The sequence below is a fragment of the Mucilaginibacter sp. SJ genome (genome assembly GCF_028993635.1).
Taxonomy (GTDB): Bacteria; Bacteroidota; Bacteroidia; order Sphingobacteriales; family Sphingobacteriaceae; genus Mucilaginibacter.
In genome coordinates this window covers 4,827,308-4,852,444 of sequence record NZ_CP118631.1, presented here as the reverse complement: position 1 = coordinate 4,852,444, position 25,137 = coordinate 4,827,308, and the positions used below count along the sequence as shown (strand labels likewise).

The 25,137-nt window shown below is 43.3% G+C and carries 26 protein-coding genes; 9 read left to right on the top strand and 17 right to left on the bottom strand.

All coding sequences use genetic code 11. The features are described 5' to 3' along the window. Positions 1–113: 113 nt before the first annotated feature. Entirely contained in the window at positions 114–2,195 is a 2,082-nt protein-coding gene (gene ispG / locus MusilaSJ_RS20110; RefSeq protein ID WP_274986627.1) for a (E)-4-hydroxy-3-methylbut-2-enyl-diphosphate synthase, read from the bottom strand. 136 nt (positions 2,196–2,331) lie between these two features. On the opposite strand from ispG, the gene MusilaSJ_RS20105 reads away from it, so the two are divergent. Continuing rightward, a complete protein-coding gene (locus tag MusilaSJ_RS20105; protein ID WP_274986626.1) occupies positions 2,332–2,553 on the top strand; it encodes a hypothetical protein in 222 nt (73 codons plus the stop codon). Here the strand turns inward: MusilaSJ_RS20105 and MusilaSJ_RS20100 are convergent. The 4 genes from MusilaSJ_RS20100 to MusilaSJ_RS20085 all read right to left on the bottom strand — a co-directional run bounded on the left by MusilaSJ_RS20100 (position 2,548) and on the right by MusilaSJ_RS20085 (position 5,439). Further along, positions 2,548–2,745, bottom strand: coding sequence for a hypothetical protein (locus MusilaSJ_RS20100; RefSeq protein ID WP_274986625.1), 198 nt, complete (start codon positions 2,743–2,745; stop codon positions 2,548–2,550). The genes MusilaSJ_RS20105 and MusilaSJ_RS20100 overlap by 6 nt on opposite strands. A 30-nt stretch (positions 2,746–2,775) precedes the next feature. Next, positions 2,776–3,387: an RDD family protein gene (locus tag MusilaSJ_RS20095; protein WP_274986624.1), complete on the bottom strand. Its 612-nt coding sequence runs from the start codon at positions 3,385–3,387 to the stop codon at positions 2,776–2,778. A 138-nt stretch (positions 3,388–3,525) separates the two neighbouring features. Next, complete coding sequence (locus MusilaSJ_RS20090; RefSeq protein WP_274986623.1) at positions 3,526–4,530, bottom strand: MBL fold metallo-hydrolase; 1,005 nt, start codon at positions 4,528–4,530, stop codon at positions 3,526–3,528. A 78-nt stretch (positions 4,531–4,608) separates the two neighbouring features. Further along, positions 4,609–5,439 (bottom strand): alpha/beta hydrolase family protein, encoded by an 831-nt coding sequence (locus tag MusilaSJ_RS20085; protein WP_274986622.1) that lies wholly within the window; start codon positions 5,437–5,439, stop codon positions 4,609–4,611. Positions 5,440–5,606: 167 nt separating this feature from the next. Here MusilaSJ_RS20085 and MusilaSJ_RS20080 point away from each other — a divergent pair, with 167 nt between their 5' ends. Both MusilaSJ_RS20080 and MusilaSJ_RS20075 read left to right on the top strand, forming a co-directional pair. Then, positions 5,607–6,422, top strand: coding sequence for a helix-turn-helix transcriptional regulator (locus tag MusilaSJ_RS20080; protein ID WP_274986621.1), 816 nt, complete (start codon positions 5,607–5,609; stop codon positions 6,420–6,422). 78 nt (positions 6,423–6,500) lie between these two features. Then, positions 6,501–6,971, top strand: a complete 471-nt coding sequence (locus MusilaSJ_RS20075) for a YybH family protein (protein WP_274986620.1) — start codon at positions 6,501–6,503, stop codon at positions 6,969–6,971. A gap of 351 nt (positions 6,972–7,322) precedes the next feature. Here MusilaSJ_RS20075 and MusilaSJ_RS20070 read toward each other — a convergent pair whose 3' ends face one another. Together MusilaSJ_RS20070 and MusilaSJ_RS20065 are read right to left on the bottom strand one after the other, a co-directional pair. Continuing rightward, complete coding sequence (locus MusilaSJ_RS20070; protein ID WP_091165564.1) at positions 7,323–8,849, bottom strand: carbon-nitrogen hydrolase family protein; 1,527 nt, start codon at positions 8,847–8,849, stop codon at positions 7,323–7,325. 44 nt (positions 8,850–8,893) lie between these two features. Continuing rightward, positions 8,894–9,283: a DoxX family protein gene (locus MusilaSJ_RS20065; RefSeq protein WP_274986619.1), complete on the bottom strand. Its 390-nt coding sequence runs from the start codon at positions 9,281–9,283 to the stop codon at positions 8,894–8,896. Between the two features lie 168 nt (positions 9,284–9,451). Here MusilaSJ_RS20065 and hemA point away from each other — a divergent pair, with 168 nt between their 5' ends. The 4 genes from hemA (at position 9,452) to MusilaSJ_RS20045 (ending at position 15,084) form a co-directional block, all read left to right on the top strand. Continuing rightward, positions 9,452–10,678 (top strand): glutamyl-tRNA reductase, encoded by a 1,227-nt coding sequence (gene hemA, locus MusilaSJ_RS20060; RefSeq protein WP_274986618.1) that lies wholly within the window; start codon positions 9,452–9,454, stop codon positions 10,676–10,678. 622 nt (positions 10,679–11,300) lie between these two features. After that, a complete protein-coding gene (locus MusilaSJ_RS20055) occupies positions 11,301–13,292 on the top strand; it encodes a M1 family metallopeptidase (RefSeq protein WP_274986617.1) in 1,992 nt (663 codons plus the stop codon). Between the two features lie 218 nt (positions 13,293–13,510). Further along, positions 13,511–13,828, top strand: a complete 318-nt coding sequence (locus MusilaSJ_RS20050; protein WP_274986616.1) for an NIPSNAP family protein — start codon at positions 13,511–13,513, stop codon at positions 13,826–13,828. Positions 13,829–13,839: 11 nt separating this feature from the next. Then, positions 13,840–15,084, top strand: a complete 1,245-nt coding sequence (locus MusilaSJ_RS20045) for an ATP-dependent DNA helicase (protein ID WP_274986615.1) — start codon at positions 13,840–13,842, stop codon at positions 15,082–15,084. A 236-nt stretch (positions 15,085–15,320) separates the two neighbouring features. On the opposite strand, the gene MusilaSJ_RS20040 is transcribed toward MusilaSJ_RS20045, so the two are convergent. Both MusilaSJ_RS20040 and MusilaSJ_RS20035 read right to left on the bottom strand, forming a co-directional pair. After that, positions 15,321–16,055 carry a LytR/AlgR family response regulator transcription factor gene (locus MusilaSJ_RS20040; RefSeq protein ID WP_274986614.1) on the bottom strand — a complete coding sequence of 245 codons (735 nt, stop codon included), beginning with the start codon at positions 16,053–16,055 and terminating at the stop codon, positions 15,321–15,323. Then, positions 16,052–17,167 (bottom strand): sensor histidine kinase, encoded by a 1,116-nt coding sequence (locus tag MusilaSJ_RS20035; protein WP_274986613.1) that lies wholly within the window; start codon positions 17,165–17,167, stop codon positions 16,052–16,054. The genes MusilaSJ_RS20040 and MusilaSJ_RS20035 overlap by 4 nt, the downstream gene beginning before the upstream one ends. Positions 17,168–17,403: 236 nt before the next feature. On the opposite strand from MusilaSJ_RS20035, the gene MusilaSJ_RS20030 reads away from it, so the two are divergent. Then, complete coding sequence (locus MusilaSJ_RS20030) at positions 17,404–17,715, top strand: hypothetical protein (protein ID WP_274986612.1); 312 nt, start codon at positions 17,404–17,406, stop codon at positions 17,713–17,715. Between the two features lie 418 nt (positions 17,716–18,133). Here the strand turns inward: MusilaSJ_RS20030 and MusilaSJ_RS20025 are convergent, their stop codons facing one another. From MusilaSJ_RS20025 to MusilaSJ_RS20010, 4 genes are all read right to left on the bottom strand, one after another. After that, complete coding sequence (locus MusilaSJ_RS20025) at positions 18,134–19,132, bottom strand: ABC transporter ATP-binding protein (RefSeq protein WP_274986611.1); 999 nt, start codon at positions 19,130–19,132, stop codon at positions 18,134–18,136. A 173-nt stretch (positions 19,133–19,305) separates the two neighbouring features. After that, positions 19,306–20,136, bottom strand: coding sequence for an outer membrane beta-barrel protein (locus MusilaSJ_RS20020; protein WP_274986610.1), 831 nt, complete (start codon positions 20,134–20,136; stop codon positions 19,306–19,308). A 32-nt stretch (positions 20,137–20,168) separates the two neighbouring features. Next, the gene (locus MusilaSJ_RS20015; protein WP_274986609.1) at positions 20,169–20,957 is read right to left on the bottom strand and encodes a hypothetical protein; all 789 of its coding nucleotides are present in this window, start codon (positions 20,955–20,957) and stop codon (positions 20,169–20,171) included. Further along, positions 20,941–21,510 (bottom strand): RNA polymerase sigma factor, encoded by a 570-nt coding sequence (locus MusilaSJ_RS20010; protein WP_274990472.1) that lies wholly within the window; start codon positions 21,508–21,510, stop codon positions 20,941–20,943. Before MusilaSJ_RS20010 ends, MusilaSJ_RS20015 begins: the two co-directional genes overlap by 17 nt. A gap of 142 nt (positions 21,511–21,652) precedes the next feature. Between MusilaSJ_RS20010 and MusilaSJ_RS20005 the strand changes: the two genes are divergently transcribed. Continuing rightward, positions 21,653–21,955: a hypothetical protein gene (locus MusilaSJ_RS20005; protein ID WP_274986608.1), complete on the top strand. Its 303-nt coding sequence runs from the start codon at positions 21,653–21,655 to the stop codon at positions 21,953–21,955. Between the two features lie 17 nt (positions 21,956–21,972). Here the strand turns inward: MusilaSJ_RS20005 and hemJ are convergent, their stop codons facing one another. The 4 genes from hemJ to MusilaSJ_RS19985 all read right to left on the bottom strand — a co-directional run bounded on the left by hemJ (position 21,973) and on the right by MusilaSJ_RS19985 (position 25,126). Next, positions 21,973–22,506, bottom strand: a complete 534-nt coding sequence (hemJ, locus tag MusilaSJ_RS20000) for a protoporphyrinogen oxidase HemJ (protein ID WP_188833395.1) — start codon at positions 22,504–22,506, stop codon at positions 21,973–21,975. Between the two features lie 195 nt (positions 22,507–22,701). Then, the gene (gene hemE, locus MusilaSJ_RS19995; RefSeq protein WP_090529097.1) at positions 22,702–23,727 is read right to left on the bottom strand and encodes a uroporphyrinogen decarboxylase; all 1,026 of its coding nucleotides are present in this window, start codon (positions 23,725–23,727) and stop codon (positions 22,702–22,704) included. 119 nt (positions 23,728–23,846) lie between these two features. Continuing rightward, on the bottom strand, positions 23,847–24,419 hold the full coding sequence (locus MusilaSJ_RS19990; RefSeq protein WP_274986607.1) for a hypothetical protein: 573 nt from the start codon (positions 24,417–24,419) through the stop codon (positions 23,847–23,849). Next, positions 24,419–25,126: a response regulator transcription factor gene (locus MusilaSJ_RS19985; RefSeq protein ID WP_091166941.1), complete on the bottom strand. Its 708-nt coding sequence runs from the start codon at positions 25,124–25,126 to the stop codon at positions 24,419–24,421. Before MusilaSJ_RS19985 ends, MusilaSJ_RS19990 begins: the two co-directional genes overlap by 1 nt. Positions 25,127–25,137: the final 11 nt, after the last annotated feature.

Sequence of the window (25,137 nt, the reverse complement as noted above, 5' to 3'; positions counted from 1 at the left end):
ATGCATGGTGAATCGTCAAACTTAAAGTCCCCTGAGAATCTCTCTGCGAGAGGCTCTCAGGAGACTTTAAAATCCTTAAATCCGACAAATCAGTTTAATCCCGGTTCAGACAATTATTCCTGCACCACATCAATCCAGTTTCCATCACCTTTAATAATATTGATGAGCTCATCAAGCGCATTGGCCGAGCTGATGTTTTTCTTTACCGCTTCTTTACCCCGGTAAAGGGTAATTTTATCAGTACCTGAACCTACATAGCCGTAATCAGCATCGGCCATTTCACCGGGACCATTTACGATACAGCCCATAATGCCAATCTTCAAGCCTTTCAGGTGACTGGTACGGCTCCTGATCATTTGGGTGGTAACCATCAGATCGAACAGGGTACGCCCACAGCTTGGGCAGGAGATATATTCCGTTTTAGAAATCCTTGACCGGGTAGCCTGCAAAATACCAAAAGAAGTAGAAGTAATTACACTTGTAGGCAATTCAGGTGCATCTATCCAGATACCATCGCCAAAACCATCAACTAATAAAGCGCCGAGGTCAGTAGAGGCGTACAATTGTAAGTCTTGAGTCTTAAGTTCTAAGTCTTGAGTCTTTTCTAACTTATCACTTTCGACTCCAGACTTAAGACTACTTTCCGACTTTCCGACTTCCGGACTTTCGGACTCAAAAATATAGCTTCTCTTCACAATCACCGGTACATCCAAACCCAGCTCTTCCATTTTAAAGAAGAATGAGCGTTGTTCGGCCATGCCATGTAAAGCATCTGTTTCGAGTACAAACACCAGCGAATCATCCAGTTGGATCGAACCAAAAGCATCCGAATCAATATCAGCAGGTTTTAAACGTACAAGGTTCAGTTTTGATGAGCGGTCAACTTCGCCAATATATTCCTCCAAAGTAAATACCGGATGGCAGTTGGTTTTATCGGTCAATTTAAGCCAGGTGTTATAGTTATACAGCTGTTTTAAATTGCCGGGCAAAGTAAACGAAGGCAGTTCATCGGCCAGGTAAACAAAATCAACCGATTGCTCGGCCATGTTGTATTTATCCAGCAGCGACGAGTACAGGTAGCCTGCCTCGTTCAGCACAGCCGGGTCTTTCAGATTCTTTTTAGATAAGTCGACCACAACCCGTGGCACCAAATGTCCGCCAATAAATGCGTTAGCCTCATGGGTTTCGCGTTTTTTGTATTCGTAGGGACTATGCGAAGCCGAAGGCTGAGGGCTGAAAGCTGAAAGCTCCTGTTCTTTGGCTTTCTGCTTTTCGCTTTTTGCTTTCCGCTCGGTATAACGTCGAACCAGCTCAATAGCAACCGGAGCTTCGGCTTCGGGTTCTTCGGTTAAAGACACCCGTACGGTGTCACCGAGGCCGTCTTCTAATAAAGTACCAATACCTACGGCAGATTTGATGCGACCGTCCTCACCATCACCGGCCTCAGTTACGCCAAGGTGCAGCGGATAGTTCATGCCCTCGGCAACCATGGTTTCAACCAGCAAACGGTAAGCTTGTACCATTACCTGCGGATTGCTCGACTTCATGGAGATCACGAGGTTGTAAAAGTTAAGCTGCTCGCACATCCGCATGAATTCCATGGCCGATTCAACCATGCCTTGCGGGGTATCGCCGTAACGGCTCATGATCCTGTCGCTCAGTGAACCATGGTTCGTGCCGATGCGCATGGCTGTGCCATATTCTTTACAAACTTTTACAAGCGGCGTAAATTTCTGAAAAATGCGCTCCAGTTCGCCCTGGTATTCCAGGTCAGTATAATCTATCTGGTCAAATTTCTTTTTATCGGCGTAGTTGCCGGGGTTTACGCGTACTTTTTCAACTATACGGGCAGCTACCTCGGCAGCATTTGGAGTAAAGTGGATATCAGCAACCAAAGGCACCGTGTAACCACGGGCGCGAAGCTGCTTTTTAATTTCGGCCAGGTTTTGGGCTTCTTTGATGCTCGGTGCTGTAATGCGCACGTATTCGCAACCGGCATCAACCATGCGGATGGATTGCTCAACCGTACCAATGGTATCCATAGTATCGGTAGTGGTCATGCTTTGGATCCGGATTGGATTATTCCCGCCCATAGGCACGTCGCCAATATTAACCTCGCGGGTAATAAAGCGTGAATATTCGGTTAACGAGTTACAATAACGGCCGGGCAGTACTTTAACAGCATCAGTATTCATCAATGACGGAAATTAGATTACAAAAATACGAAAGTTGTTTGATGGGAGGAAGTTGTAATGTTTAAAGGCTGTAATGTTTGGGTTAAAAGCATTTTCACTCCTTATCAAATACAAACAATATTCACTAAATTTGAATATGGCAACTCAGTTCATCACTAATGAAAAAGGTCAAAAAACCGCTGTAATTATTCCGATAAGCGAATACGAAAATTTGCTGCATCAACATCATATTAATCTTGAATTAACCGACGAGTATAAAACGATGATAGATTTGATGTTGGAGGATGAAGACAAAGGCAAGGCTAAATATGTTACGCTTCAGCATATTAATAACCGGTTTGCTTCTTTTGAATCATAAATTGTCAATATCGGTAATATTGATTTCGCCATTTCTTACTTGCTCCTGACTCTTTTCTATTTTGATCACAAAGTCAGCATTATAAAAAACTTCATTTTTATGATCAGCTACCAAAAGCTTTTCAATTAACTTTTCAATATCAACCTCATCTCCAAATGATTTGAGCGCTTCAAGTACTGTTGCCTTTTTCATTTTTCGCAAATTATACTCCAATATACAAAATCACACCAACCTATCCTTAATTACCAGTGTCCCCGCTATCATATCATGTAAACACTGCTGCTGCTTATTAAAAAACGCCATTAGGTAACCAACAAAAAAAGTTAATACCGAAAATATTTTGGCCAGATTACGGCCAATGGCTTTGCCAACGGATATCCGGTTTCCATCCAGATCCACTACTTTAATTTTGAGCATTTGCTTACCGTAAGTGGCTTGCTTAACCGAACTTTCCATCACCACATGATAAATAAATTTACCAATGGGAGTAAAAGCAACGATGCCGATAGAAGTATATATCCGCGCCTGCTTATCTGTAATAAACAGGAATACAGCCATAGCTGCAAGTAGCACAAATACGCCAAACACGATAAACCAATCCAGTGCCGAGGCCAGCCAGCGCTGGTCAAAGCTGCCATAGTACTGCATGAGTAGTTTAGGACGGGCAAAGCCGAACAGTTCGCGTAATTCAACAATCTCCTGAGCTTCTTTGTAATCCACCATTTCATCGGTTTTGACAAAATCGCCGGGTTTGATGCCGCGGGTTTTGAGCTCGGGAATGGTAAATGGGCCTTCGGGCTTACCGTTGATAACTAATATATAGGATTGGGACATGGTGTCGACCTCTGTTTTAAGGTTGGAATGTTGTAAAGTTACAAAGCTTAACCCACCACGGCAAAAAGTCTCCTCCCCTTTAGGGGAGATTATTCACGATCTAATTTTTTGTTTTTGAGTTCATGAAGGCTTAGCCGTTTAGAGGGGGCTCAAATATTCCTTCCACCAATCAGAATTATAGGCCCCTTTTACTTCGGTTGGCTCACCGGGTTTGGGTACAAATAAATCGATGTGTTTTTGTTTTGCCATGGCGGTTAGCCATTCTATAGGCTCGTACCAGGCATGCGGGGCCAGGTTAAACGTACCGTAATGGATGGGCATCATCAGTTTGCCTTTCAGATCGAGATGGGCATTTGAAGCATTATCTGGCCCCATATGAATATCTGGCCAGAATTTCCCGTAAGCACCTATCTCCAGCATGGTTAAATCAAACGGGCCAAAAGCCTCTCCTATCGCTTTAAATTCGGGCGAGTAACCCGAATCGGCACCAAAATAAATATTATGCTGCGGACCTTTGATCACGAACGAAGACCACAATGTTTCGTTCCGCCCAACAATGCCCCTGCCCGAAAAATGGCGCGACGGCGTTGCCGTAAGTACAATTTCGTTACCGATCATGGCGCTATCGCCCCAATCCATTTCTGTGATAAAGTTGGCCGCCATGCCCCAGCGGGTTAAATACTGCGCTACCCCTATCGAACAGAAAAAAGGGATGTTTTTATCGGCAAAAAACTTAATGGTAGCCTTATCCAGATGGTCGTAATGATCGTGCGACTGGATCACGGCATCCAGCGGAGGCAAATCCTCTAAAGCTATGGGCGGTTTAAAAAATCGCTTCGGCCCGAATGATTGCGAAAACGAAACCCTCTCGCTCCAAACCGGGTCGGTAAGGATGCGTTTGCTATCAATCTCTATCAAAATACTGGAATGGCCTACCCAGGTAATGCGCAAACCCGAAGCGGGCGGAGTACTGTAAACCGAAGGGTCTGTTTTAAAAGGACCCAAAGTTTTCTTTGGCGTATTTTCGGCCTTGTTATTCATGTACTCCCTTAAAATGGGAATCATTTTACCAAAGCCGGCTTCGTCGGTAGGTATGGTATTTTGATATTTTCGTCCTCTTTTTCGCGATGCGGGTAAACTCATAATAGCAATTATAGTACTTATATCAGGTATGATATAACTAACGCAAAAAAGTTACGAATGGTTGAAGCGGCCCAGCCTTTATTTACTTAAGAATGATATTGCCGTATTACAAAACTCAACAAGCGGGGCCGGCAAAGCATCTCCGGTAAAAGGGTGTTCGCCACCAAAAGTATGATCTGCGCCTTTTTGCACTATATATTGAGCAGCAGGATTAGCTTCATGCAATTGCAGGGAATGGCTTACAGGTACCGTAGGATCGGCATCACCATGAACGATGAGCCATGGCTGTTTTATTAAACCTGCCTGCCTGATGATATCCAGCCTCAACGGGTGACTGTCCAGGTCATCAAGCAAGGTTGATTTGACAGGCATTTGCTGCCCGGTACGTTTATTTTCAAAGTAAAAAACGCTCTGCAAACGCCATTGCTGTTCTATTTGTTTGGGCCACAGGTTCCGGAAACCGGATATCGAGGCCATAGTAACCAGCTTTTTAATCCGGCTATCTTCGGCAGTTTTAATAATGCTTACGCCGCCGCCCATGCTGTGCCCAATGAGGTATACACCATTGGCCATGGGCATACTCGCCCCGCTGCAGGCAAAATCAATGATGGTATCCAAATCTTCCAGTTCGATAGAGACTGTATTATCAGCAAAGGCGGTCAAATCGGCAAAGTCTAAGGGACTGGCAGGCGTAGTGCCGTTATGCGAAAAGTTAAATTTCAGGAAACGAAAACCCTTTTCGGCAAAATACCGGGCTAACAGATCATGCGTGCCCCAATCTTTAAAGCCCTTAAAGCCATGGGCAAAAATTACCAGCGGCGCGTTTTTTAAAACATCATCATAGGTAACATCAATAAGCATTGGCCGCCCTTTAGCGCCGGGAAGGGTAAAATTATCTTTCCTGATCATGGCGGCTAATTTAGTATTAAAGGCCGAAAATGTTGTTGAAATAAATCAGTGCAACTGAGCCGAAGCCTTATTTTCCCTTCAGGCCTTTCGCAGATTTTATTTAAACCTGAAAAGCAAAATCATCGAAACAGTTATATTAAATTTGATTATATTAGATTGCAGTTGACATGCGCTATACCGAATATCGTCCTAATGGCATACTAAAAGATTTCATACAATGTTATTTTGTGTGCGAAACAGATATTCCTGTTATGACTGATGACAAGGTGTTTGCTACAGGCGCTATCGAAATCTTATTCAACCTGGGAGCGGATGGCCCGCAACAAATAAAAAACGGTGACCTGGTAACCTGTCCCGATATACAATTATGGGGGCAAACTATACAGCCATTTACTTTTACCTCTTACGGTAAGCACTGTATGTTTGGGATCCGTTTTTTCACCCATACCGCCGCCTGCTTTTTTAATGAGCGGATAGAAGAATTTAATGACCGGGTCATTGATTTCAAAGAGCTGGCAGGAAAGGAAGCGGCTTTGTTGCATTTGAGATTGATAGAGGCCAAAACAACGGACCGGAGAATAGATTTAGTAGAAAAGTTTCTGATGAAAAGACTGTTAGCATCAGGGCCTAAATTCAGCAGGCTAAAGCTGATTAACAACATCATGCTTGACTTAAGCAAAGAGGATTTTCTGGAGAATATCAATACAGTGGCAGCTAAATACGGTCTTTCCTCCCGGTACCTTCAGAAAATGTTTTTAAACTATTCCGGGCTGAGCCCGAACTTGTACACTAAAATAGCACGGTTTCAAAAAAGCCTTTACCGGGTTGCCGAAAACAAACTATCGCTCACTTCTATCGCTTATGAGTGTGGGTACTTTGATCAGTCGCATTTTATAAAGGATTTTAAATTCTTCACCGGGTCGCCCCCTTCACGGTTTTCGCCCGAAAGTTCAACTGATTTTTCTGCCGCGCTCAATAGTTAAGCTGTTCCGATTTTTACAATTTTGGCCCATTTTAAGGATATAGTTTCGCTTTAATTATTCATTCAATATTTAAAGATCATGAAACAAAAAACCTTAACTGCAGCAATTATATGCCTGTGTGTTTTTTTAACGTATAAAAGCGGCACTGCCCAGGCAAATAATCCCGGCTTACAGCAGATCAAAAGTTCAATTCAAAAAATAAATACACTTTATTATGAGCTGTTTGCAAAAAGTGACGCCTCAATCATAAACCTGTATACTGATGATGCTATTTTATTGGCGCCAAATATGCTGCCTATAAATGGCAAAAAGGCATTGAAAAAAGATTTCGAGGATACTTTTGTTGCGGGAAAAGTTAAAGGGGTTAAATTCCAAACCGGCAATATCTATGGCGATGGTAAAGCTTACATTACCGAAGAAGGCACCTGGCAGGTTTTTGACCCAAATGGTAAAGTTCTTGATGATGGAAAGTATTTAAAGCTGTGGAAACTCACGAAAGCCGGCTGGAAAATATTCAGGGATTCTTTTAACAGCAACCACAAAATTTAAAAACGTTCCAATCCCCTCAGGGTCTCTCGCAGTTTAAGTTTACCCATAAAATCAATAGTCAAATTGGGTAATCTTGATAAGTTGAACCCCTCTGGGGTTCGGGTATGGGGTGTGACGTTATTTCTACAAACCTGTTCCCCCTTTGGGGGATTTTACAATTTAATAAACATGTATTAATTGCCCAAGGACAGATGCACCAGAGGTGCAAAAGGTTTGTAACTCGTAAAGTTACAAAATACCCTTTGCCCCAGAGGGGCAAAACACGACGACTTGTTGTTTAAACGACAAGCAATTTTGTGGATAAACTTAAACTCGTGGAGGACATTGATGGAACAGCTAAGGGGGCAATCCTTACACCCTCTTCCCGTTAAAAGTAATGTTATACAAATCGGTGCGCCTGTCTTTGATATTTTGCACACTGCCATATTCATGCAGTTCATCAAGTAACGAAAGGTCAACATCGGCAATAACAATCATTTCGGTGTTTGGCGTAGCTTCAGATTGGATTCCGTTTGTAGGGAAACCAAAATCAGAAGGCGTAAACACCGCCGACTGTGCATAGCTGATACCCATATTATTTACATTGGGCAGGTTACCAACGCAGCCTGCAATAGCCACATAGCATTCGTTTTCAACGGCGCGGGCCTGGGCGCAAAACTTAACCCGGTTATAGCCATTCTGGGTGTCTGTAAGGAAAGGTACAAACAGGATCTGCATATCCTGACCGGCCAATATGCGTGATAATTCGGGAAATTCCACATCATAACAAATCAAGATGCCAACTTTGCCGCAATCGGTATCAAAAACTTTTACCTCATCGCCGCCGCGCATCCCCCATGAGCTGATCTCGGCCGGGGTGGGGTGAATTTTGTAAACCTCTTCCATACTGCCGTTCCTCCTGAACAGGTAGGATACATTATACAACGACTCCTCAAAAATATAAGGCATGCTGCCCGCAATAATGTTTACATTATACGATACCGCCAGTTTTGAAAACTCCTCGATAATGGGCTGGGTATACTTGGCCAGCTCGCGCATGGCCTTGGCCGAATCCATGTGGTTGTAATCGGCCATAAGCGGTGTATTGAACAGTTCGGGGAACAGGATAAAATCGGCCTGGTAATCGCTCACGGCATCAACAAAATATTCGGCATGCTTCATCAGCTCACTGATGTTACTGTACGAACGCATCTGCCATTGTACCAACCCAATGCGCACTACTGTTTTATGGTTAATAACATCACTTACCTCTTCGTAATAAACATTATTCCACTCAATAAGGGTAGCAAAGCCTTTTGAGCGACTATCCTCGGGCAGATAATTCCTCAACACCTTGCGCACGTGAAAATCGTTAGATAACTGGAATGATAAAGTAGGATCGTAGATCTCCTTATACTTTACTTTATCAATATACTGACGGGGCGTAAGCTCATTTTGAAATTTTTGATAGTTGGGGATGCGGCCGCCGGCTATAATACTTTTCAGGTTCAGCTTTTCGCAAAGGGCCTTGCGGGCATCGTACAATCGCCGTGCAAGCCTCAAGCCGCGATATTTAGGATGGATAAACACATCTATACCGTAAAGTACATCCCCTTTGTCATTATGGGTTTTAAAGGTACTATCGCCGGTAATTTGTTTGTAGGTGTGATTGTCGCCAAATTTTTGGTAATCAACAATGATGGCCAGCGCACACCCAACAACCGTATCGTTAACGGTGATGCAGATCTGCCCTTCGGGGAATATTTTGATGAGCCGGCGGATAGAATTGGCATCCCAATAATCCTCGTCCATATCCATATAGGCCGATTTCATTGATTTTTTCAGCTCCTGGTAGTCCTGTACTTCCAGGTTGCGCATTTCAATACTTTGCAGATCCATATTTTTATTTTGCTTCGATAGCAACAACCAAACCTTGTTTTAGTTTAGGCTATCTTCTTACGATCGGCTGTATGCCACCAGGCCCAGTAGATCAGCACAAACTGTAAGATTAGGCGCAGCCATGCTAAAAAAGGTGTAACTGTTATGGAGTTTAACTTCATCGGTGCTTTAAATGCCATACTCACATGAATCTGCAAAAAGGCAATCAACATTAAAACAACTCCCCAGGCAGCCCAGTATCGCGTTTTGGCTGGTATAAGTAACACACCTAATGTAATTTCGGCAATCCCGGCAAGAAGGTTAACAGTCTCGGGGTAAAGCAGGTTATTGGGCATTACGGCGTAGTAAAAGTCCGGGGCGCGGAAGTGATTAAGGCCTGCAAGCACATAGAATGCCACGAGTATTACCAGGCTTATTTTTTTATACTTATCCATGTTTTAATTTACAAATATTTTGTGATACGTATTGTAAAACAGTTTAAATACTGCAAAACAAGCCATTTTTGTAATTTATAACCATTCCAAATAAGCCTGTTTGACAAAGTGTTGACATTGGATGCGCCGAATAGTGATACTTTTGTTCGGTCAAATTTTAAAACTGCTTTGAAGTATCTAAAGGTAATAGCTTTTACGCACAAACAGATTGAACTGAAGGAATTGGGTAGATTGGTGGTTTGCCAGGAAAATCTGACAGATAAACTTGCACAGGTTAAAGAGCAGTTCAATATCCCGGAGATCTTCTACCTGGCTACCTGTAACCGTGTGGAATTTGTAATGACAACCCCACAATCAGTTGACAAAGATTTTGCCAAAAAATTCATAGAGGCCTTCAACACAGAGCTTTGCCATGATTCACTAAGCACCTTTATGGATAGCGCGTCTATTTATGAAGATCAGGAAGCTATGGTGCACCTGTTGCGTACTTCATGTTCGCTGGAGAGTTTGATCGTGGGCGAAAAGGAGATCCTGGCCCAGTTACGCAAAGCATATGAACATTGCAAAGAGGCTGGCCTAACCGGCGATGCCATGCGCATGATCATGAACTGCGTAGTAAAAACAGCCAAGGAAGTTTATACACATACCAACATCTCCAAAAACCCAATCTCGGTAGTATCGCTGGCTTACCGCAAGCTTAAAGACCTTAATCTTTGTTCAAATGCCCGTGTATTGATCATCGGCGCAGGCGAAACCAACCGCAACATTTCCAAATATCTTCAAAAACATAAATTTTCAAACTTCGCGGTATTTAACCGTACCGTGGCCAATGCCGAAAAATTAGCTGCCGATTTGGGCGGTGAAGCATTTGACCTCGAAGCTCTGAAAACCTATAAAAAAGGTTTTGATGCCATTATCACCTGCACATCGGCAGTTGAGCCAATCATCACTACCGCCGTTTACCAATCGCTGTTAAACGGCGAAACCGGCAGGAAAACCATTGTCGATCTCGCCATCCCTAACGATACCGCTCCCGAAGTACTGGAGCAATTCCCGGTTAACTTTATCGAAGTACACTCGCTCAACGAGGTTGCCAAAAAGAACCTGCAGGAACGTTACCACGAACTGGTACACGCCGAAGCTATCATTGAGCAAAACATTGCCGAATTTGTACAGCAGCTTAAACAGCGCCGTATTGAGGTAGCCATGCGCCAGGTGCCTGAAAAGATCAAAGAGATCCGCAATACCGCCATTAACTCGGTTTTTGCAGATGAAGTACAGGGCCTGGACGAGCAATCGCGCGAGATCCTGGAAAAGGTGATCAACTACATGGAGAAAAAATATATCAGCGTACCCATGGTTATGGCCAAGGATATATTGATCAATGAAAACTAAAACTTTCTGAATCAGAGTTTACAGGTTTTGAGGGTTAACAGAATGCTTGCTTTCGCTGTTGTTGGTGGTGACAACACCGATGAAAATATAACACCTAAAATACCTTTACTTCTTTTCTGAGATATTTAGATAGGCCCTTTTGTTTTTCTTCATACCATGCACAGGCATCAATAAGTTCAAAACTCAATCCTCTTTAAAAGTTTAACTGCGGGTACGGTTCAAGTCTTCTTCTATATCGTCCCAATTCCGTGCGGTTGTTTTTCCTTCTAAAAAATCTTTTTGATTTGAGTAACCCTTCAATGTCTTTTTTTGAAAAAGGGGACTCATTTTCTAAGTCGATTGTATGTGTTAACTCAAAACGATTTAATATTTCCCGCAGTACAGGTAAATCGCTTTCCTTTAGTTATATTCCCAGTTAGCCTGGTCATATTCAAATATACGAAGAAAATCAAGTTTGTAAATCAAATTCGACCATCTGTTATTAGTAGATAATCCACCCGATTTATAGCTTCTAAGCATGAATATAATTATTTAATAAATCGGTAACAATCGTTTTACCAACCTTTTGCATCTCCCTAATTTGTAGTATACTTGTTCCTTTACGCAATTTATTTGACTGAACATGAAACTAAAACTAATGGCAGGTTGCAGCCTTGCCTGTATGTTGGCCGCGAGCATAAGTTACGCCCAGCAACCAGCACCTACCCCTACCACACCCGCCGGCTCTGTCTATGATTATCACGAAACTTTTGGCCCGGGCTTTTACACAAAAAATGGCACCGAATTTCGCGCAGCCAGCGGCGAGCCAGGATATAAATACTGGCAAAACCGTGCCGATTATCAATTGGCCGCCAAACTGAACGATCAAACCAACGAAATTACCGGCTCGGAAGTTTTAACGTATACCAATAACAGCCCGCAAACATTGGGCTTTATGTGGATGCAGCTTGATCAGAACCTGTTTAAGCTCGATTCAAGGGGTACAGCCATTGTTCCTCCGGCAGGTAGCCGTAACTGGGGCCGCGGCGAAGCATTTGATGCCGGTTATAAAATTAAATCGGTAAAAGTTGCCGGCGCGAAAGGCGAATACGTTGATGTTAAATTCCTGATCACCGATACGCGGATGCAGGTTTTCCTTCCAAAGGAAATTGCGGCCAACGGCGGACAGGCTAAACTGAAAATTGAGTACTCTTTTGTGTCACCAAATTATGGATCCGACCGGATGGGCTACCTGCAAACCAAAAATGGTAAAGTTTATACCATTGCACAATGGTACCCACGCGTATGTGTATATGATGATGTAATGGGCTGGAACACCCTCCCATATAGCGGCCCGGGTGAGTTTTACCTTGAATATGGTGATTTTGACCTGAACATTACTGCCCCTGCAAACCATATCGTTGTAGCTTCGGGCGAATTATTAAACCCGCAGGAGGTATATACTCCTGAACAATTGAAACGCTGGGCAGCTGCCGAAAAAAGCGAAAGCACTGTCATCATCCGCTCGGCTGCTGAGGTTACCGATCCAAAATCGCGCCCTGCCGGTAAAACCCAATTAACCTGGCACTTTAAAATCAAGAACGCCCGCGATGCTTCATGGGCTTCTTCAGCAGCGTTTGTTATCGATGCAGCCAAGATGGACCTGCCAAGCGGTAAAAAATCAACTGCCATATCTGCCTACCCGGTTGAAAGCGATGGCAACGATGCCTGGGGCCGTTCAACTGAGTATGTGAAAAAATCTATTGAATATAACTCATCAAAATGGTTTGAATACCCTTACCCTGCTGCTACTGCTGTTGCCGGTATTGTAGGTGGTATGGAATATCCTGGTATTGTTTTCTGCGGAGCTAAAGCAAAAAAAGCGAGCCTTTGGGGGGTTAACGATCATGAATTTGGGCATACCTGGTTCCCGATGATCGTTGGCTCAAACGAGCGCATGTACGGCTGGATGGACGAGGGTTTTAATACGTTCATCAATACGCTATCGACAGCTAACTTTAATAACGGCGAATACAAAAACACCCGCGTGCCTGATATGCACGCTATCGGAGCTTTCTTTACCAGGCCCGATCTTGAGCCTATTATGAGCCAGCCCGCTAACCTCAAAGAAAAAAATACCGGTACCCTGCTTTACTCAAAACCAAGTGCCGGTTTAGTGTTACTGCGCGAACAGGTATTAGGTCCTGAGCGTTTTGATTTCGCCTTTAAAACCTACATTAACCGCTGGGCATTTAAACACCCTACTCCTGATGATTTTTTCCGCACGATAGAAAATGTAAGCGGCGAAAACCTGCAATGGTTTTGGAGGGGCTGGTTCCTGAACGACTGGCGTTTGGATGTTGCTGTAAGCGACGTAAAATATGTTGATAACGATCCAACCAAAGGCTCGCTGATCACTTTAGATAACTTAGGTAAAATGGCAATGCCGGTTATCCTGGAAATCAAAACCAAAGGTGGTAAAGTTGACCGCGTAAAACTGCCGGTTGAAATCTGGGAGCGTTATGCGTCATGGACATTTAAATATCCATCAACTGAAGAAATTGAATCGGTTACTTACGATCCTGATAAAGTATTACCGGACTACAATCCTGAAAATAACGTTTGGAAAAAATAACCTTATAAATCTCTCCTGAAGGGGAGATCAGTGAACGGCGACAAGATATCTTGTCGCCGTTTTTGCATTAAGCGTCCCTTGCCTGGTCTCCAATAGCGATAAGTGCCCCTGCTTACAATGCTAAACACCATACTCAGGAACGACCAGTTTTAAACTTGTTTTTCAGTCATATAGCCTCTGCAGTTTTTTGTAAATTGCATATTAATAAACTGAAACCTATGGGACAGATTGTAATTGTTGCCTATAAACCTAAACCGGGCAAGGAGGAGGCATTGAAACAATTAATGAAACCGCATGTACCCCGTCTCAGGCAGGAGGGACTGGTAACCAACCGAGAATCTACCATCATGGAAGCGGCTGATGGAACCATCATTGAAGTTTTTGAATGGCTGAGTACCGAGGCTATTGCAAATGCCCATCATAATAAAGCAGTACAGCAAATGTGGGGCGAATATGCTGAGGTATGCGATTACGTTCCGCTAAATACATTGAAGGAGACCGGAGATTTGTTTGCCGGTTTTGTGCCCGTTAATTAAAAAAGATTCCTGTGCCCGTTACTTTAAATACAGATCAAAAAGCTGCTTTCAAGGCAATCCAAAAATTTCTTGATCATCCTGCTGCCGATGTTTTTGTGCTAAAGGGTTATGCCGGCACGGGTAAAACCTTTTTGATGCAGCACATTGCACAATGGCTGAAAGAAAAAGAAAGGAAGTTTTGCATGCTGGCAGCAACAGGCAGGGCGGCTACGGTTTTAAGGGGTAAAACGGGATTCTCCGCCTCAACAGTTCATGGCGAATTATATAATTTTGATAAGATAGACGGCCTTGACGAGGAAACATTGGCCGAAAACTCAGCATCTGGCATGGCCGGACAAATGACCATGCAGTTTTCAACCCGCTCTGCAGATGCTGAAACCACCATTTATATAGTTGATGAGGCTTCGATGCTTTCAGGTACGCTGACTGAAGGCAATGGCTTTGCCGTTTTCGGTTCGGGGATCCTGCTGCAGGATTTTTTCCAGGTAGCTAATAAAAGCAAGATTATTTTTGTCGGTGATCCCTGCCAGTTGCCACCTGTAGGGCAAAGCTTTAGCCCGGCGCTTGATATCGACTGGCTGGCCAAAAAGCAACGTTTCCCGGTATCTGTTAAACTCTCAAAAATAGAGCGTAATAAAGATGATAACGATATTTTGGTTTTGGCAGGAGCAATTCGCACCATGAGCGAAAGCCGCGAGCGCATCAAATTTCCGAAGATCCCGGCATCAAACCTCAATAATGTAAAACTTCATGCTACAGACGATCTGATGTTTAACCTGTATGCGGCTAATTATAAGGCCGCAGGCCCCAATAGCTGCCTGGCTATAGCACGCAGTAACAAAAAAGTTCAAATGATAAACCGGGATATGCGACGCGAACTTTTTGGTTCGGGGTATGTGCCTTTACAGGTTGGTGATGTGTTGCTGGTAACACAAAACAACTATTCGGTACCGCTTACCAACGGCGATTTTGTAATTGTGAATGAACTTGAAGAAACTAAACAAAAGCTGGGCATGAAATTTCAAAAAGTGTTGGTTACCGCACTGGCTTCGGGGAAGGAGTTTAAGATGCTGCTTTCTTTAGATGCGCTTGAAAGCTTAAAGGGAAATCTCACTAACGATCAATCCAAAGCGCTGATCATCGATTTTAATGACCAGATGAAGGCAAAAGGCATTTCTCAAAAAAGTGAACAGTATAGGGAAGCCATGCGCGAAGATGCTTATCTCATATACTGCCGTGACCCGCGCAAAGGATGAATTGAATTTGGTAAATGACTGGTGGGTTTCGTAAGAATAGCTGTTCAAAAGGAATAAGAGAAAGCGTGGGATTGGTGCGATTCCCTCCCCTGGGAGGGTGTAGGGAGGGGTTTCATAAATATTGCCTATTAAATAGCAAAGCGTATAACCCCTCCCTGCCACTACACTTGCCAACCGCACCCCTCCCGGGGGAGGGAATGAAAAAAGGCAGACATTTATAATTTTCTAAGGCTTTATCACCCCATCTGCAACCGCTCATTCTTTAATTTCTTCTGTACATCCTGCTTATAATTACGACCGATAGGGAGCTCATGCCCGGCAACATCTATGCTGTAGGCATAGAAAGAATCTATCTTATTCAACGCAACTATAAACGACCGATGGATGCGTACAAACCTGCTTTCAGGCAACATCTCTTCAAGCAGGCTGATCTTTTGCCGGGTAATGTGCACCTGGTTATTTACAGCTACTACCTTAATATAATCGCGCAGGCTTTCTATCCATAAAATATCATTGATGTTAACTTTGATGGTTTTGCGGTCTACTTTAAGATAGATGAACGTATGCGTATCACTTACAGGTTCTTCATGGGTAATCAGGAGTTTGCCCTTATGCTCGTTTAGCTGATAAATCTTGTCGACCGCCCGCAGGAAACGCTCAAAGGAGATAGGCTTTAAAAGGTAATCAACCGCATTCAGCTCAAAGCCATCAAGCGCATATTCGCTGTAGGCGGTGGTGAAAATTACTTTAGGTGGGTTCTTGAGGCTTTTCAGCAGGTCGGTACCTTTTATTCCCGGCATCTGAATATCCAGGAACATCAAATCGATAGGTTTTTGTTGCAAGAGGCGAAAGGCTTCAATACCATCATTGCAGGTAGCGGTAACCTCCATCTCACTAAAGCGCTCGAGATAATTTTTTAACACCTCAATGGCATGTGGCTCATCGTCGACTATAAGTGTGCGGATTTTCATGCGGTTACCATTTGTTGTTCAGCAGATTGCTTTATGATCTTAAGGTCGAGGTCAAGCACCACAAAAAAGGTATCTTCCTCATTTACGATTTTAAGGCGTGACGAGTGGGGATAAAGCAGATCGAGTCTTTTGGTGACATTTTTTAAACCGATATGTCCCGGTGTATTGTTTGTATCAAAAGGATGATCCGGTTTACTGTTGGCAACCTTTAGTTTAAAATGGTTGAGTGTAACGCTGATATCAATATTGATCCAGGCTGCGCCTACCTGTTCGCTGGTACCATGCTTAAAGGCATTTTCAATAAAAGGCAAAATCAGCAGCGGTGCTATAGTTTTATCTTTCAAATTACCGGTAATGGTAAAGTTGATATCGATACGTTCTTCATAGCGCAGCTTTTCAAGCTTCACATACTGCTGCATCATAAATACCTCCTTCTCTAAAAGTACTTCGTTATCTGAGCATTCATAAAGCATATAGCGCAGCAGGTCAGACAGGCCAATGATAGCCTGCGGCGATTTTGGCGAGCTGTTAAGGCTTAATGAGTAAAGGTTGTTAAGCGTATTAAATAAAAAATGCGGATGTACCTGGGCTTTCAACGCGTTGAGTTCGGCTTCCAATGCCGCCTGCTTGCGCTCATACCACATTTTAAAAAGTTTAATAGCAAGTACAAACCCAGTGAACAGGTTGGTTCCTTTAAATGAATTTACCAGGCTTTGCCCATCTGTTAACTGCTCAAAAAACGGACGTTGGGTTGAGGCGATATAACCGGCATCTGTCACATGCATCACCCTGATCAGGTAGGGCGCTACAAAAAGGATTCCGATGGTACGGCTGATAAACATACATGCAAAAACAAGCGGTATCAGCATCATGAAAAACATTATATATCGCTTTTCAAAAACGTATTTGGGCACCAGCCAGTAGGCAATGGCATAGTAATACGCAATTTGTATGGGCATGTACAAAAGGTTATTGCGTAAGGATACCCAAAAATTGGTCTGGAATGAATAAAGTGTGGTAATGAAAAACGATACAATCACCCAAAATATCACATGCTGCCAAAAGCGCGGCAGCTTTATATTATTGAGCAGGAGATCGAAACCAGTATTCATATAGCTAATTTACTGTAAAACAGTTTAATTGGACGGCTTTTAGGATAAAAGTGCGACAAACTGCAATCATTTGATGACAAACTACCTGGAGTAAGGCTGCTTCGGTACGTTTTTTAGGTTGGATGTTTATTTGTCGTATTAAAATGCGGTTAATCGTAACTGGCGGGTTGTGTGCCTATGCTATTTTCATGCCATTTTACGGGCCCTTAATTTTAGTTTATATTAAAAATAACACCATGAAAAAGTTAATTATCACAGTTTGTATACTGGCACTTGCAGCAGCTGCGGTGCAGGCTCAAAATAAAATAACAAATGTACGCGGTTTTTGGGTAGTTGAACACAATATTAATTTGCCCCGCGTGCAAACCATTAAGTTTTATAACGATAACAATAAGCTGATATACGAGGAAACAGTTTACAGTAAACTCAACATTAAAAAGAAAAAGACCCGCCTGGCGCTTGACCAGGTCCTTGACAGGTTGAACGAGCGCACCGCCTATGTTGAAAGTAAAAACCTGGTAATGCTGAGCCTTGATTTAAGGCATTAAGACCTTTTTTAAATATACGTTTAAAAAACCGGTAGCCAGCGCGAGGTATGGCGCCGGTTTATTTTTTGAATCCTTTTTTCTTAAATCTAACCGTCTTGTGTCTTCAGTTCCCCGTCAGCAGGTAAGCTTCGGGCGAAACCGGGCAGAACAATGCTGGCCTGTGCTGCTGTAGGGGCATAGCAAGTTTTTGCAGAAGCGGGGACAACGAGCGAGCGAAGCAGGGCAAAATAATTGCAGCCCGTGGTTATGCCCGGTTTGCAGGGCAAAGGCCTTGAGCGCCAAGAAGCCTATCTGCTGACTTGATTTTTGGTTCTTTTTATCAAGAAAAAGAACAAAGCCAACCCGCGGCGAATGAGCGGGCCGATATCAGTTAACTACAACTAAATATCTTGCTTGCCTTGTAAGCCTAATCGTAGGATTAATACTCCAAATACTTCTCCACCCGTACTGCTACCAAATCTCCCTCGGCATATTTTCCGGTTTCCTCGCTCAAAACCCGTAGGGTAATATCTTCATGCCTAAGGATCAAATCCTCATAAAAACCTTTAAATAACACCTGCTTAACAACCCAGCTTTTGGTTGCAGCTATTAATTTAATTTTGATCTGCTCAGGATAAACAACCGCATATTCTTTGGTTATGTTAATGCCGCAAAAACGGGCCTCATGAGCGGTTAGTACGTTGCAGTTGGTAAGTAATTGAGCTGTGTAAAGAAATTTTGGATGTTTGTATAACGCCTTGGGGTTGCCATGCTCAACAATTTCTCCTTTGTTTATAACAATAAGCTCATCTGCCATCGATAGCACTTCGGCAGGATCATGAGATACCATGATCACCGTTAACCCTGTTTCCTTAACAATTTGTCTGATATCATGCTGTAAGCCTTCCCTGAAGGAGGTATCCACCTGGTTAAATGGCTCGTCAAGCAGTAATACCTGGGGATGGGTAACGATTGCGCGGGCAATGGCTACTCGTTGCTTTTCGCCGCCGCTTAAGTCGGCTACGCGCTTATCGGCCATGGCAAACATGTTGAGCTGTTTAAGCACCCTTTCGGTTTTCTCCTGTTTGGCTTTGAGATCTGTTGCCGGCAGCATAGCAGCCACGTTATCCCAAACTTTGGCAAACAGGTTAAGATCGTCAGTATGCTGGGTTACCATTTTCATGGCATCATGACCCGGGATCAGTTTTTCTTCGGGGCCCCAAATGCGTTCGCCTTTAAAGTAAACGGTACCTTCATCAGGGGAAAGTAAGCCGTATAACAAGCGTAACAGAGTGCTTTTACCACTACCACTTTCACCTATAATGGCGGTGATTTTGCCCGGCTCAATAATGAGCCCGGTTTTTTTTACACCGGCCTGCTGCTTTCCCGGAAATATTTTACTTATGGCAACTGCCTGCAAAAAAGGAATCTCTGACATCAAGGGCAAAGATAAACCGTTGATGGTTATGATTACGCTGATTGCGTTGATTTCTTTTTTGGGATTACACTGATCATTTTGGAGAGAGAGTTCGCTTGAAGATTATCAAATCATCTTAATCATTTACAATCAAAAATAATCAGCGAAATCAACGTAATCACCTAAATCAGCGGTCAGAAGCCAAAAGTCAATCCGAATGAGAAGTTCCTTAACCCTTTTTGATCGGGGCTGTTTTCAAACATGTCGTTAAAGTAATACTTGGCATATAAGCCCATGATGCCGTATCCCATACGTACAAACACGCCTTTGCGCAGTTTGGCAAAATGATAGTCGTCGTTGAACTTCTGTTTGCCATTTTCGTCACTGATCTGTTTTACACGACCATTGAGCAAGATGCCAATCTCCGGACCGGCAACCAGCCGGAAGTAGTTCCCCCGGTCGTCTTCATGGCTGCGGTAGTAGAACGACAGTGGGATACGTAAGTAAGTTGATGAGAAGCGGTTTTTGCTGTAGTGAATACTATCCTGAACGTAAGTTAGCACCGGTGCGTTACGCTGTATGGTGATATCATTACGTAAGCGGATGTGTGTCCAGTCGAAGCCGCCGGATACATAAATTTTGAAAGAGCTGTTAAACCGGTAACCGAATTGCAGCACATCAAAACCAAAGTTGCTTGTTTTCCATTGGCGGTAGCTTAAAAACTTGTTTTTATCAGATAAAGTAAAGCTGCCATTATCAACTAAGGTAGCAAACCCAAGGTCGATCCGTGAAAAAGTTACGCCAAACGAAAAGCCTGGTGCTCTGTGGGCATGGTATACGGTATCGGGCTCGTCGTTATTAATATTCACCTGCGTCACATCGTCACCAAAACCAAGCTTTACCTTAACATGTTTTTTATGGGTTGTGGTATCAGTGGTGTTTTGTGCAGAATCAGCGGGTGTGCTTTGAGCAAAAACAAAGCTCGCGGCAAGGCATATCGCGATGGTTAAAATAAGGCGTTTCATATATTGTGGTATATCTTTCGTTCGCTAAAATATTACTTGTCTTTGTCTTTTTTTATTTTGACGAAGCCCAGGTTTACACCTGTAATAGTGGCATCGTCTTCATCGGTATTACTGAATTCAATTACTTTGTCTTTACGTTTATCAACCGCGGCTATCACTACATTAAATACGTCGCCAAGGCTGCGAATACGGTGTTTTTTAACAGGTTTGGCAGGGGCCGATTGTGCCGGGGCTTGCGCAATTAGTGTGGGCTGTGCTTTTTCGATGTCAATACTGGCTGATTTTGGGCCGATCCTTGTTGCCGTATCCGGGGCAGCGGTTTTCACAACAGGATAATCTGCGGCAGGGACATTTGCTAATAAGGGCTCATCTGTACGGGCATCTACAGGCGGTTGGGCAGTAGCTGCAGGCTGTTTTATGGATTGCGTCAAGTTAGTTTTTGTTTTCGTTTTATTAACGTGGGCCAAATTGTTAACAGGTGCTATAACCGGATTTGCAGGTACTTTGTTTTGCGCCGGGGTTGGAGGTACCACAGGCTCAACTGTAACTGCAACAGGTTGTTTTACCGGTTGATGGGTTTTAACTATGGCTGTTGAACGGTCATGATGTTTAACCGGTTGTTTAGGAATAAACAGGATACCTGCGGTGATCAGTAATATAACACCTGCTGCTGCGCTTAGCAAAGGCAATAATATTCCTTTACGCCTGCCGGCGTTTAATTCGGCGTTGATGCCCTGCCATACATGGGCCGACGGTTGTATTTCCAGGTCATCAAGCTTTCGTTGAAACAGCCTGTCCAGTTCCTTATCCTGCATATCCATAACTTTTGCCCTCCATTTTAGTAATTTGTTCTTTCAATATTGTACGAGCCCTTGACAGCTGTGATTTAGAGGCACCCTCGGTAATGCCTACAATCTCCGCTATCTCTTTGTGCGAATAGCCTTCAAGCGCGTAAAGGTTAAACACTATCCGGTAACCCGGTGCCAATTGCTGTATCATGCCCATCAGCACCTTTGCATCCAGGTTAGCCGCCGCCAGCGGATTAACAGAAGGTTCATGCCCTGCTTCGTCAATATCAATTACCTGCATCATTTTATGATGCTTGCGATAGTATTCAATTGAACTGTGAATCATAATGCGCCTAACCCAACCCTCAAATGATCCGTCGCCCCGGTAATCATCCATTTTTTGAAAAACCCTTATAAAGCCATTCTGCAACATGTCTTCGGCCTCCATGTGGTCGGTAGCGTACCGCATGCATACCCCCAGCATTTTTGAGGCAAACTGTTTATAAAGCAGTTCCTGCGCCTTTCGCTCGCCGGCCCGGCAGCGGTTTATCAATTGCTGAATGGTATATTTAGGTTCCAAAAACATCATTTATAAGTAAGATGGCAGAGTGATGTAAATGGTTGCATGGTGATGGAAATATTTTAATGAATAGTTTAAGAAGATGAATGATGATGATTTGTTGTAACTTCGGTTTACAGCTTTTTGAGAAGCGCCAATAGATAAAATCATGGAATTAATCCTAAAATCAGATAACAAGCAAAGCATCGCGAAGATAATCGCTTTGGCTAAAGAGCTTAATGTTATTGTAGAAGAAAAAAGTATGGAACCTGAGAGTATAAGCCGCGAAGCGCTCAAAGAGCGGATTTTGAATTTCAGGGCTACTTCTGAATCTTCATTTGAGGATCCTGTGCAATGGCAAAGAGCTCAAAGGGAAGATCGTGAATCAGATATATCTGCGATTTTAGAAAATCAAAAAAAGTTGCTCGAACTGGAGGGGAAAATAGAACTTGACGATGAGGCTTTTAGATAAATATTAAAATCAGCTGATTATTTCTTCTCCCTATATCTTTTATAAATCTTCACGGCTATCATCAGTATCACAGCCAGCGATACCAAGCCAACAACACCAAAGATCCAATTCAAAGCGCTCTTAAGCACCACAAGGAAAACAATGGCGAACAGAAAAATGGTGGCAACTTCATTCCATAAGCGGAGCTGAATGGATGTCCATTTGAATACGCCGTTACGCATCTGTTTTATTTTATTTTGGCAGATGAAATGATAGATCACTAAAGCCACAACAAAGGTCAGCTTGATATGCATCCAGCCAAATTGAAGCCAAATTGGCTTGAGGATAAGCATCGTTGCGCCGGCTGCTATGGTAAGGTACATTGAGGGGATGGTTATGATATTCCATAACTTGCGTTCAATGATTTCGAATTGTTTAGACAATATAGTACGATCCGGCTCGGGCTTATCCTGGGCTTCGGTATGATAAATAAATAAACGTACGCTATAAAATAACCCCGCCATCCAGCAGACCACAAAAATGATATGTATAGCTTTTACGTAATCGTACATATGCACCGACCTCAAAAGAGGAGTTGTTTTTATGATGACCGACGGTTGGGTTCCCCTCTTGAGAGGGGGCGCGATAGGAATGAGCGTGAGCAGGGGTGTGTTTCATCTGTGTTCTTATCGCATGATTAACACACCCCTACCCCCCTCTCAAGAGGGGAATCGCACTTTCCAGCCCTCGCCGGATTATATTTATTCTTAGTTTCTATATTCTTTTATCACTTCCACCGCGTACTTCACGTTGTCAAACGGGATATCAGGCATAATACCATGGCCCAGGTTAAAGATGAAGCCATTTTCGCCTTTCATACGATCAAACAGGCGGTAGATGCGCTCTTTAATTACTTTTTTATCGGCATAAAGAATGTGCGGATCAAGGTTACCCTGTACTGCAATCCCTGCCGGTAAACGTTTTTTGATGTCTAACAGGTCAACATTCCAATCGATAGAAATTACATCCGGCTTAGCCTCTGCCATTAGCGGTGCAAAAACCGAGCTGCCTTTGCAGAAAGAGATCACCGGGATATCTTTACGGTTAAGTTTGCTGATGATCTCGGCAATATAACGGTGGCTAAATTCTTTATAATCATCCCATGCCAGAGCCTGCGCCCAGCTATCGAAGATCTGTACCGCATTTACGCCTGCAGCAATCTGCATGTTGAGGTAATCGGCAGTTACGGTAGCTATTTTTGATAACAACTGATGGGCCATTTCAGGCTCATTGTGCAGCATCAGTTTGGTAAGCTTGAAATCTTTTGATGATCCGCCTTCAACCAGATAGCTCATCACAGTAAACGGAGCACCGGCAAAACCTATCAGCGGAATACGGCCGCCAAGGCGCTGTTGAATCACCTTAATAGCATCAGCAACATATTGCAGCTTATCAATAACATCAGTTTGCAGGTTATCGATATCGGCTTGTGTACGTACGGGATTGGCAAACAGCGGACCAACACCTGCGTTAAAGCTCAGGTCGCCGCCCATGGCTTCACCCGTTACCAGGATATCAGAAAATAAAATCGCACCGTCAATCCCTAACAGATCAACCGGCAGCATGGTAACATCGGCGGCTATCTCCGGTGTTTTACACATTTCAAGGAACGAGTATTTATTTTTAATGTCCCAATACTCTTTCATAAAGCGGCCTGCCTGTCTCATCATCCAAACCGGCGGGCGTTCTGTTTGCTCCGAAAATGCCGCTTTTATTAATAACGAATCTCTCATATTTTTTTTGAGAGGCCAGAGGCCTCAGAGTCAAGAAGTCAAGAACCAAGATGCAAGAAAAAATACTCTCTTACGCTTGCTAACTCGTCTTCCAACTCTTGCCTTCCTGTCTCTTTATCTTATTTTTTGTCTCCCGACTTTTTAATCTTGAATCCTGACTCTTGCTGTCCTGACTCTTTCCTCAATTCCTGCTGAAGGCGGCTTATCACATCCTTCATTTTGGCGGTTATTTTTTCTTTATGCTTCTCGGTTAATTGCAGATAGGCCTTGGCCTTTTCAAAATTACCGCGCCTGATGCTGATATTGGCCACACTAACCAAAGCGGCTACGTGGTCGTTAACCGAACGTAAGGGATATTGCGCCGCTATTTCATAGTGCATTTCTGCTCCTTCAAAATCCTGTCTTTGCAGGCATAAACCGCCGAATATAAACTCATAATATCCCCTGCGGTTTTTGCTGAGCCATTCGGGTTTCATGATCTCGTTTAACGAGGCTGCGGTTTTATCGTAGTCCTTTACATGAAAATGTTTGGATGCTACAACTAAGGTACCCTGCCTGAAATAATCCCATATAAGCAGGATGATCATCATAGCTGCAACTGCCGCAAGTTCATATATATGAAAATATACCAATATACCTAACGACAGCAGAAATATAAACGCAATGAATATACGTGTCCTGTTACTGAACATTAATGCTGGTTATCGGTAAATTTATACCCAACGCCACGAATGGAGTGGAAATAAACCGGGTTTTTAGGATCTGGTTCAAAGTACTTACGGAAGGTTAGGATAAAATTGTCGATAGTACGGGTTGACGGGTAAACGTCATAATTCCAAACGGTTTCCAGGATCTGCTCGCGCGATACGGCGTCATTACGGCGCTCAATCAACAGTTTAAGCAGCATGGTTTCCTTTTTGGTAAGGGCGGTAATTGAGCCATCTTCATTAACCAGTTCAAACGAGTTAAAATGGATGGTTTTATCACCAATTTTGTAGCTGTTAAACTCTTTCAGGTCCTCACCTTTCAGGCTGCGTTTTACCAGGTTGTTCACCCTTAAAATAAGCTCCTCCAGGTTAAACGGCTTGGTAAGATAATCATCGGCACCTTTTTTCAAGCCCGAGATTTTGTCCTCATTAGTATTTTTAGCGGTGAGGAACATGATAGGTACTTCTGTATTTTCAAGCCTGATGGTTTCGGCAACAACAAAGCCGTCAATTTCGGGCATCATTACGTCCAATATCACCAGGTTAAAGCGTTCTTCCTTAAACAGCTGTAAAGCTTTTTTGCCGTTTTTGGCCGGAGAAACCTTGTAACCTTCCAGCTCAAGGTTAAGCTTAATTGCTTCTAACAAATGCTCTTCGTCTTCGGCCAATAAAATCCTTTTTTTGTTTGGCATATTCATGTCTT

What these genes read in the sequence shown, in the direction of transcription:
- MusilaSJ_RS20050 (WP_274986616.1), top strand. Translation starts at nt 13,511, where the DNA reads ATGGGACAGATTGTAATTGTTGCCTATAAACCTAAACCGGGCAAGGAG.
- hemJ (WP_188833395.1), bottom strand. Translation starts at nt 22,506, where the DNA reads ATGTACGATTACGTAAAAGCTATACATATCATTTTTGTGGTCTGCTGG.
- MusilaSJ_RS20090 (WP_274986623.1), bottom strand. Translation starts at nt 4,530, where the DNA reads ATGAGTTTACCCGCATCGCGAAAAAGAGGACGAAAATATCAAAATACC.
- MusilaSJ_RS20055 (WP_274986617.1), top strand. Translation starts at nt 11,301, where the DNA reads ATGAAACTAAAACTAATGGCAGGTTGCAGCCTTGCCTGTATGTTGGCC.
- MusilaSJ_RS20010 (WP_274990472.1), bottom strand. Translation starts at nt 21,510, where the DNA reads ATGTTTTTGGAACCTAAATATACCATTCAGCAATTGATAAACCGCTGC.
- MusilaSJ_RS20030 (WP_274986612.1), top strand. Translation starts at nt 17,404, where the DNA reads ATGAAAAAGTTAATTATCACAGTTTGTATACTGGCACTTGCAGCAGCT.
- MusilaSJ_RS20100 (WP_274986625.1), bottom strand. Translation starts at nt 2,745, where the DNA reads ATGAAAAAGGCAACAGTACTTGAAGCGCTCAAATCATTTGGAGATGAG.
- MusilaSJ_RS20080 (WP_274986621.1), top strand. Translation starts at nt 5,607, where the DNA reads ATGCGCTATACCGAATATCGTCCTAATGGCATACTAAAAGATTTCATA.
- MusilaSJ_RS20035 (WP_274986613.1), bottom strand. Translation starts at nt 17,167, where the DNA reads ATGAATACTGGTTTCGATCTCCTGCTCAATAATATAAAGCTGCCGCGC.
- MusilaSJ_RS20095 (WP_274986624.1), bottom strand. Translation starts at nt 3,387, where the DNA reads ATGTCCCAATCCTATATATTAGTTATCAACGGTAAGCCCGAAGGCCCA.
- hemE (WP_090529097.1), bottom strand. Translation starts at nt 23,727, where the DNA reads ATGAGAGATTCGTTATTAATAAAAGCGGCATTTTCGGAGCAAACAGAA.
- MusilaSJ_RS20005 (WP_274986608.1), top strand. Translation starts at nt 21,653, where the DNA reads ATGGAATTAATCCTAAAATCAGATAACAAGCAAAGCATCGCGAAGATA.
- MusilaSJ_RS20105 (WP_274986626.1), top strand. Translation starts at nt 2,332, where the DNA reads ATGGCAACTCAGTTCATCACTAATGAAAAAGGTCAAAAAACCGCTGTA.
- MusilaSJ_RS20040 (WP_274986614.1), bottom strand. Translation starts at nt 16,055, where the DNA reads ATGAAAATCCGCACACTTATAGTCGACGATGAGCCACATGCCATTGAG.
- ispG (WP_274986627.1), bottom strand. Translation starts at nt 2,195, where the DNA reads ATGAATACTGATGCTGTTAAAGTACTGCCCGGCCGTTATTGTAACTCG.
- MusilaSJ_RS20025 (WP_274986611.1), bottom strand. Translation starts at nt 19,132, where the DNA reads ATGTCAGAGATTCCTTTTTTGCAGGCAGTTGCCATAAGTAAAATATTT.
- MusilaSJ_RS20085 (WP_274986622.1), bottom strand. Translation starts at nt 5,439, where the DNA reads ATGATCAGGAAAGATAATTTTACCCTTCCCGGCGCTAAAGGGCGGCCA.
- MusilaSJ_RS20015 (WP_274986609.1), bottom strand. Translation starts at nt 20,957, where the DNA reads ATGGATATGCAGGATAAGGAACTGGACAGGCTGTTTCAACGAAAGCTT.
- MusilaSJ_RS20065 (WP_274986619.1), bottom strand. Translation starts at nt 9,283, where the DNA reads ATGGATAAGTATAAAAAAATAAGCCTGGTAATACTCGTGGCATTCTAT.
- MusilaSJ_RS19990 (WP_274986607.1), bottom strand. Translation starts at nt 24,419, where the DNA reads ATGTTCAGTAACAGGACACGTATATTCATTGCGTTTATATTTCTGCTG.
- MusilaSJ_RS20020 (WP_274986610.1), bottom strand. Translation starts at nt 20,136, where the DNA reads ATGAAACGCCTTATTTTAACCATCGCGATATGCCTTGCCGCGAGCTTT.
- MusilaSJ_RS19985 (WP_091166941.1), bottom strand. Translation starts at nt 25,126, where the DNA reads ATGCCAAACAAAAAAAGGATTTTATTGGCCGAAGACGAAGAGCATTTG.
- MusilaSJ_RS20070 (WP_091165564.1), bottom strand. Translation starts at nt 8,849, where the DNA reads ATGGATCTGCAAAGTATTGAAATGCGCAACCTGGAAGTACAGGACTAC.
- MusilaSJ_RS20075 (WP_274986620.1), top strand. Translation starts at nt 6,501, where the DNA reads ATGAAACAAAAAACCTTAACTGCAGCAATTATATGCCTGTGTGTTTTT.